Raw genomic sequence first — 7,980 nt, forward strand, 5'->3', positions numbered from 1 at the left:
GCATCTCGACAAATCCGCAGCACTGGTCACGCCCGACCGGGCGCTGGCGCGGCGGGTGATGGCGGCGCTGACCCGCTGGGATCTTGCCTTCGACGATTCCGGCGGCGACGTCCTGATGGAGACATCCGCCGGCACGTTCGCGCGTCTCGCGGCGGAGGCGGCGACCAAGGGCCTGGAGCCGCCGACCTTGCTGGCGATGCTCAAGCATCCGCTGTGCCGGCTCGGCCGCGCGCCCGGTGCATGGAAGGCGGCGATCGAGAGCCTCGAGCTCGCGCTGTTGCGCGGCACGCGCCCGCCCGCAGGCACGGCAGGTCTTCTGCGCGAGTTCAACCGCTTTCGCGAGGAGCTGGCGAAGCTGTGGCGCAGTGAGGTCTCCGCGCTGCATCGCGCCGAGCCGCGGGCGCGCCTCAAGGCGGAAGACCTCGATCGCATCCAGGCGCTGGTCGATGTCCTGCAAAAGTCGTTGGCGCCGATCGAGAGCCTGGCCTCCTCGAAACCCCAAGACTTCGCCGAGCTCGCGCACCGGCACCGCGAGATCATGATCGCGCTGTCGGGCGACGAGCAGGGCATTCCGCTCGCCTTCGAGGATCGTGACGGCCTCGCGCTTGCGAGCGCTTTCGACGACCTCCTGCGCGGCGGCACGACCAGCGGATTGATGGTGCCGCTGCCCGATTATCCCGACGTGTTTCAGACCGCGTTCGGCGATCGCGCGGTGCGCCGTCGCGACAGGCCGGGCGCGCGGCTTCAAATCTACGGTCCCTTGGAATCGCGGCTGATGCAGGCCGACCGCATCATCGTCGGCGGCCTGATCGAGGGCGTCTGGCCGCCGGCGCCGCGCATCGATCCCTGGCTCAGCCGGCCGATGCGGCACGAGCTCGGGCTCGACCTGCCGGAGCGCCGCATCGGCCTCTCCGCGCATGACTTTGCCCAGCTGCTCGGCGGGGACGAGGTGATCCTCACGCATTCCGCCAAAGCCGGCGGCGCCCCGGCCGTGGCGTCGCGCTTCCTGCACCGGCTGGAGGCGGTGGCCGGCGACCAGCTCTGGAAGGCGGCCGTTCGCGCCGGCGATAAATACGTGCAGTTCGCCGCCGCTTTGGACCAGCCCGCCGAAGTCAAGCCGGTCAAGCAGCCCGAGCCGCGGCCGCCGCGCGCGACGCGGCCGCTGAAAATGTCGGTCACCGCGATCGAGGATTGGCTGCGCGATCCCTACACGATCTATGCGAAGCACATCCTGCGGCTCGATGCGCTCGACCCCGTCGACATGCCGCTGTCGGCGGCCGACCGCGGCTCGGCGATTCACGATGCGATCGGTGAGTTCACGGAGAGCTTTGCGACGCATCTGCCCGACGATCCCGCACGCGTGCTGCGCGCGATCGGCGAGAAGCATTTCGCGCCGTTGATGGAGCGGCCCGAAGCGCGGGCGCTGTGGTGGCCGCGCTTCCAGCGCATCGCACGCTGGTTCGGCGAATGGGAGACCGCGCGGCGGGACGCAATCGAGGCGATCGTCGCCGAGACCCACGGCGAGATCTCGATCGCGCTCGATGCTCAGCGCAGCTTTCGCCTTTCGGCGCGTGCCGACCGCATCGAGCGGCGCAAGGGCGGCGGCTACGCCATTCTCGACTACAAGACCGGGCAGCCGCCGACCGGCAAGCAGGTCCGCATGGGCCTGTCGCCGCAGCTGACGCTTGAAGCTGCGATCCTGCGCGAGGGCGGCTTTCCCGGGATCGACGCCGGCTCCCCCGTGAGTCAGCTCGTCTATGTCCGCCTCAGCGGCAACAATCCGCCGGGCGAGGAGCGCGTCCTCGAGCTCAAGTTCAAGCAGGGCGACGAGCCGCAGCCGCCGGATACTGCTGCCGCGGAGGCGCGCACGAAACTGGAAGCGCTGATCCGCGCCTTCGAGGACGAGAACCAGGCCTACACCTCGCTGAACCTGCCGATGTGGTCGAACCGCTACGGCACCTATGACGACCTCGCGCGGATCAAGGAATGGTCCGCGGCCGGCGGATTGGGGATCGAGGAATGGTGAAGGCGCCACGACCCATCCCTGACGAGGTGCGCGCGCGGCAGGCGCGGGCCTCCGATCCGACTGCATCCGCTTTCGTGTCGGCGAATGCCGGCTCGGGCAAGACGCATGTGCTGGTGCAGCGTGTGATCCGCCTCTTGCTGTCGGGCGTGCCGCCGGAAAAGATCCTCTGCATCACCTTCACCAAGGCTGCTGCCGCCAACATGGCCGAGCGCGTGTTCACCACGCTCGGCCATTGGGTGACGCTGGATGACACCGCGCTCGATGCCGCGATCCGCGCCGTCGGCATCCCGCATCCTGACAGAAGCTTGCGCCGAAACGCGCGAAAGCTGTTCGCCTGCGCGCTGGAGACGCCGGGTGGGCTGAAGGTGCAGACCATCCACGCGCTGTGCACGCGCCTGCTGCAGCAGTTTCCGTTCGAGGCCAACGTTCCTGCGCGCTTTGCCGTGATCGACGAGCGCGACCAGAGCGATATGATGGAGCGCGCCAACCTGAAGGTGCTGCTGGAGGCCGCGCGCGACCCCGAAAGCGTCACCGGCCGCGCGCTGCTGACGGCGATGGGGAGCGCTGCCGACGTCACCTTCAAGGAGGTCGTGCGCGAGGCCTGCCTCAGCCGCGATCATTTCATGGCCTGGACCGACGAGGCCGGCAACGTCGAAGCGGCGGCTGCCCAGATAGCTGCGGTGCTGGGCGTTGACGTGAGTGACCGCCTCGAGGATGTCGAGACGGAAATTCTCGACGGTCCGTTCCTGCCGCGATCGCGCTGGGACGACATTGCCCTCGCGCTGCAGGACGGCAGCAAATCGGACAATGACCAGGCGGGGCGGCTACGGGAGGCCAAAGTGTTCTCCGCCGGCGCACAGGTCGATGCTTACTTATGCGTCTTCCTCACCGACGACAGGCTGCCGCGCAAGGCGGTGCTGACCAAGAAGTTTTGCGAGCACAACCCGTCCGTGGCCCGCCTGTTCGAAGCGGAGGCCCAGCGCCTCGCCGGATTGATCGAGAAGCGCCGCGCGGTGACCATGCGCGACCGCAGCGCGGCCCTGCTGCGGATCGCGACCGCGGCCGCCGCGAACTACCGGCGTGAGAAGCAGGAGCGAGGGCTGCTCGATTATGACGACCTGATCGACAAGACGCTGGCGATGCTGAACCGCGTCGCCTCGGGCTGGGTGCATTACAAGCTGGACCGCGGCGTCGACCATGTGCTGATCGACGAGGCCCAGGACACCAGCCCCCGGCAATGGGACATCGTCGCCCACATCATCTCGGAGTTCACGGCCGGCGAAGGCGCGCGCGAGGGGCTGAACCGAACGGTGTTTGCGGTCGGCGACGAGAAGCAATCGATCTTCTCGTTCCAGGGCGCCGACCCGCACGAGTTCGACAAGCGCAAACGAGAGCTGGACCGTAGGTTCAAGGCCGCCGGGCTGAAGTTCGACCCGGTCGCCTTCACCTATTCGTTCCGTTCTGGTGCCACGATCCTGCACTCGGTCGATCATGTCTTTCGCGAGCCCACGATCTACAAGAGCATTCATTCGATCGACATCGGCCACCCCCTGCACAATTCGCTCAGCGACGCGGGCCCGAGCGTCGTCGAGCTGTGGGATCTCGCCGAAGCCGACGACAGGCAGGACATCGAGGGCTGGCGGGCCCCGTTCGACGGCGTCGCCGTCACCAGTCCCGAGGTCAAGCTCGCCCGCCGCATCCAGGCCGAGATCAAGCGGCTGGTCGAGAGCGGCACGCTGACGGGGCACGAGGGCGAACGTCGTCCTCTACGCTATGGCGACATGCTGATCCTGGTGCGGCGGCGGGGCAACGCATTCGACGCCGTGATCCAGGCACTGAAGCACGCCGGCGTGCCGGTCGCCGGCGCCGACCGGCTCAAGCTGACCGAGCATATCGCCATCATCGATTTGATGAACCTTGCCGACGCGCTGCTGCTGCCGCAGGACGATCTCGCGCTCGCGGTCGCGCTGAAGAGCCCGCTGTTCGGGCTCGATGACGACGATTTGTTCACGCTGGCCTGGGACCGCAAGGGCTCGCTGCGCCGTGCGCTCGGCGAGCACGCGGTTGGACGCGAAAAGTTCGCCACGGCATTGCGGCGCCTGGAAGCCTGCGAGATGCTCTCCCGCGAGGAGACGCCGTTCGCGTTCTACGCCTGGCTGCTCGGCGGCGACGGCGGCCGTGCGCGCATCCTGCGCAGGCTCGGCCACGAGGCTAATGATGCGCTCGACGAATTCCTGGAACTGGCGCTGAACTACGAGCGCAAGGCACCGGCCTCGCTGCAGGGCTTCATGGCCTGGCTGCGCTCGGCCGATACCGAGGTGAAGCGCGACATGGAGATCTCGCGCGACGAGGTCCGGGTGATGACCGTGCACGGCGCCAAGGGCCTGGAGGCCTCCGTTGTGTTCATGGTCGACACCACCTCCTCGCCTGCGGATTCGCAGCGGGTGCGGCTGATCCACGTGCCGCGCGGCAATGGCGGCGAGGTCGTGGTTTGGGCGGGACGCAAGGCAGACGATCCCAAGCCGGTCGCGGACGCGCGCAAGGCCATGCTCGAGGAGACCGAGGACGAATATCGCCGCCTGCTCTATGTCGCGATGACCCGCGCGGCCGACCGGCTGATCGTCGGCGGCTGCATGCCCGGCAACATGAGGACGGTGCGCAAGCTAAGCTGGTACGACCTCGTCGACACCGGGCTCAAAGGCGCGGGCCTCGACAAGGAGGTGATCGAGACGCCACTCGGCAAGGTGACCCGATTCGCCCGGCCGCAAGATGTCGCCGCGCTAGGCGCGCCCGCGATGTCCGTGGACCGCACCGTCGCGTTGCCGGACTGGCTGCGGACGCCGGCGCGCGAGACGATCGACGACGATCCCGTACGTCCCTCGGGCCAGCCTGCCGATGAAGGCCGCAGCGTGCGATCAGGCGAATCGGTGCAGTCCCGCGCGCTGGCGCTGCAGCGCGGCACGCTGGTGCATCGCCTCCTGCAATCCCTGCCCGATATCGCCGTTGAGCGCCGCCGCGAGGCCGCGCTCGGCTTCATGGCGCGCAACGCCTCGGACTGGCCGGAGGCCGACCGCATCGCGCTGGCGGGCAAGGTGCTCGCCTTGATCACTGACCCGCGTTTTGCCCCGGTGTTTAGCGCCGGCAGCCGGGCGGAGGTCGCCATTGTCGGCAAGCTGGACCGGCCGGGCCGCACCCCCGCCCTGGTGTCCGGGCAGATCGACCGGCTGGTCGTTCGCCCCGACGAGGTCCTGATCGTCGACTTCAAGACCAACCAGGCGGCGCCCAGAAGCGCGGCCGAGGCGCCCGCGGCCTATGTCCGGCAACTTGCGCTGTACCGGGCGGTGCTGTTGCGGCTTTATCCCCAAAAGCCCGTCCGCGCCGCTCTGCTCTGGACCGAGACCCTTGAATACATGGAGATTTCGGCCCCCGCGCTGGACGCGGCGCTGGCATCCCTTCATCTCGGTGTGAGCGTCCTTGACCCGGCAGGGGGCCGTTCATAGGTTGGCTCCATGATCCCGGGCGCGATTCCAGCGCCGATTCTCTTTCAACCGAGTGAGGTACTCTCCATGGCCGTTGGCAAGGTTTCAGACGCCGATTTCGAAGCCGAAGTGCTCAAGGCGAACGGCCCCGTGGTCGTCGATTTCTGGGCCGAATGGTGCGGTCCCTGCCGCATGATCGCGCCAGCCCTCGACGAGATCGCCGGCGCGATGGGCGACAAGGTCAAGATCGTCAAGCTCAACGTCGACGAGAGCCCGAAGACCGCGTCCAAATACGGCGTGATGTCGATCCCGACCCTGATGATCTTCAAGGGCGGCGAGATGGCTTCCCGCCAGGTCGGCGCCGCGCCGAAGGCGAAGCTGCAGCAGTGGATCACCTCCGCCGTCTGATCGGCCTTCAGTAAGATTATTTTCGACAACGGCCGGCGAAACGCCGGCCGTTTGCGTTGATGGGACGTGTCCAGCGTATGACGAGTCCCGCCCTTGCCTGCTCCACCCGCGAAGCGCGCCCGAAGACCGAGCTCTCTCGTTGCGATGGAGGCGCGCTCGGTCGATGAGATCCCGCGCGGCAAGGAGTGGCAATACGAGCCGAAATGGGATGGCTTTCGCTGCCTGCTCTCGCGGAACGGCGGTGATGTCGACCTGCGCTCGAAGTCGGGCGAAGACCTCGCGCGCTATTTTCCGGAAATCGTCGCCGCGGCCTTGAGCCTGAAGGCGGATCACTTCACGCTCGACGGCGAGCTCGTCGTGCCGCAGGGCAAGAGCTTCTCCTTCGACGCGCTGCTGCAACGGATCCATCCGGCCGCGAGCCGCGTGAAGAAGCTCTCGGTGGAGACGCCGGCGCTCTATCTCGTGTTCGATATGCTCGCGACGGCCCGGGACAAGGATCTGGCCGAGAAGACGCTGCGCGAGCGCCGGCCGGCGCTGGATGCTTTTGCGAAAGCCAACCTCAAGGGCAGCCTCTTCCGTCTTTCGCCATCGACGACGAGCTACGCGATGGCGAAGAAATGGCTGGCGCAATCCGGCGGCGGCTCGGACGGCGTCATCGCCAAGCGCATCGACCTGCCCTACCAGGCGGGAAATCGCGACGGCATGCAGAAGATCAAGAAATACCGCAGCGCCGATTGCGTGATCGGCGGCTTCCGCTATGCCAGCAACAAGATCGCGGGCCGCAAGGTGGTTGGCTCACTGCTGCTCGGCCTCTACGACGATGCCGGCCTGCTGCATCATGTCGGCTTCACCTCCGCGATCAAGGCGGAGGCGAAGCCGGCTCTGACCGATCGGCTCGAAGCGCTGATCGGCGAGCCCGGCTTCACCGGCAACGCGCCGGGCGGGCCGAGCCGCTGGTCGACCGAGCGCTCGGCGAAATGGTGCCCGCTCAAGTCGAAGCTGGTGATCGAGGTCTGCTACGACCATTTCAGCGGCGAGCGCTTTCGCCACGGCACCTCGATCCTGCGCTGGCGTCCCGACAAGGCGCCGCGGCAATGCAGCTTCGCGCAGCTGAAGCAGAAGGTGGCGGACCCGATGAAGCTTTTGAAGTGAGCATCGGAAGTGAACAGCTACTCGATCCACCCCGTCGCCAATGCGTTTGCCAATTCCGGCTGGCCGTTGCGCCGCGCCAGCGCGGCCATTGCTTCGTGATCATACACCACGTGGCGGAACGTCACCTGCCAGGCGGCATCGACGCGTTCGAGGACCGCATAACGGGCGTGCGGCGTGCCGGCCTCGACGACATGCGGGACTGGATGCCTGTCGCGAAAACCGGGACTGCCTACGCTGCCGGGATTGACGATCGCACGGCCGTCGCGCAAGCGAACGGCCCGGGCGAGATGGGTGTGGGCGCACAGGATGAGCGACTGCGTGATCCCTCCCGCAAACTGCTCGATGCGATCGAGCGGCGATAGCGCCACCGCGCCGTCGGGATGCACAGTGTCGAGCCAATAGACTTCATCGTTCTCGGGCGTCGCGTGGCAGAGAAATACCTGATCGCGGAACACGCGCGTCATCGGCTGTGCGCGCAACCAATCGAGGTGCGCAGGGCCGAGCTGTTCGTAGGCGGGGCGATCCCACGAACCCATCTTCTCCGGCGGGCGGTCGAGCAGATAGCGGTCGTGATTGCCGAGGACGTGCACGGCGTCGAGCGGCATCAGGATCTCGATGGTGCGGCGCGCATCGAGCGGGCCGCTCAGCATGTCGCCGAGATTGACGATGTCGACGATGCCATGGGCGCGGATGTCGGCGAGTATGGCTTCCAGCGCGAGGTAGTTTCCGTGGATATCGGCGATCGCGGCAAAACGCATCGTTGTCGTTCTCCTCTCGTGCCCGGACGCAGCGCAGCGCGCCTTCCGCGGTGCGCTGCAGAGCCGGGGCCCATGTCGCGGCATTCTGGGCCCCGGCTCTGCGCTCCGCTTCGCTGCGCTTGGCCGGGACACGAGACCGTCTATGCAGGCGGCGTGC

General features: G+C 67.4%; 5 protein-coding genes. 4 read left to right on the forward strand and 1 reads right to left on the reverse strand.

All coding sequences use genetic code 11. The annotated features are described in order from the left end of the window. The 4 genes from addB to JHD07_RS04130 all read left to right on the forward strand — a co-directional run. A partial coding sequence (gene addB, locus JHD07_RS04115) for a double-strand break repair protein AddB (protein WP_291619272.1) occupies window positions 1–2,026 on the forward strand: 2,026 nt, incomplete at its 5' end. Continuing rightward, window positions 2,020–5,526 carry a double-strand break repair helicase AddA gene (gene addA / locus JHD07_RS04120; RefSeq protein WP_291619274.1) on the forward strand — a complete coding sequence of 1,169 codons (3,507 nt, stop codon included), beginning with the start codon at window positions 2,020–2,022 and terminating at the stop codon, window positions 5,524–5,526. The genes addB and addA, both read left to right, overlap by 7 nt. A 66-nt stretch (window positions 5,527–5,592) precedes the next feature. Further along, window positions 5,593–5,913 (forward strand): thioredoxin, encoded by a 321-nt coding sequence (gene trxA / locus JHD07_RS04125; protein WP_027550064.1) that lies wholly within the window; start codon window positions 5,593–5,595, stop codon window positions 5,911–5,913. A gap of 144 nt (window positions 5,914–6,057) precedes the next feature. Then, window positions 6,058–7,065 (forward strand): ATP-dependent DNA ligase, encoded by a 1,008-nt coding sequence (locus JHD07_RS04130; RefSeq protein WP_291619281.1) that lies wholly within the window; start codon window positions 6,058–6,060, stop codon window positions 7,063–7,065. Window positions 7,066–7,082: 17 nt separating this feature from the next. Here JHD07_RS04130 and JHD07_RS04135 read toward each other — a convergent pair whose 3' ends face one another. Then, window positions 7,083–7,823, reverse strand: coding sequence for a metallophosphoesterase family protein (locus JHD07_RS04135; RefSeq protein WP_291619279.1), 741 nt, complete (start codon window positions 7,821–7,823; stop codon window positions 7,083–7,085). Between the last annotated feature and the right edge of the window lie 157 nt (window positions 7,824–7,980).

The sequence above is a fragment of the Bradyrhizobium sp. genome (genome assembly GCF_016462955.1).
Taxonomy (GTDB): Bacteria; Pseudomonadota; Alphaproteobacteria; order Rhizobiales; family Xanthobacteraceae; genus Bradyrhizobium.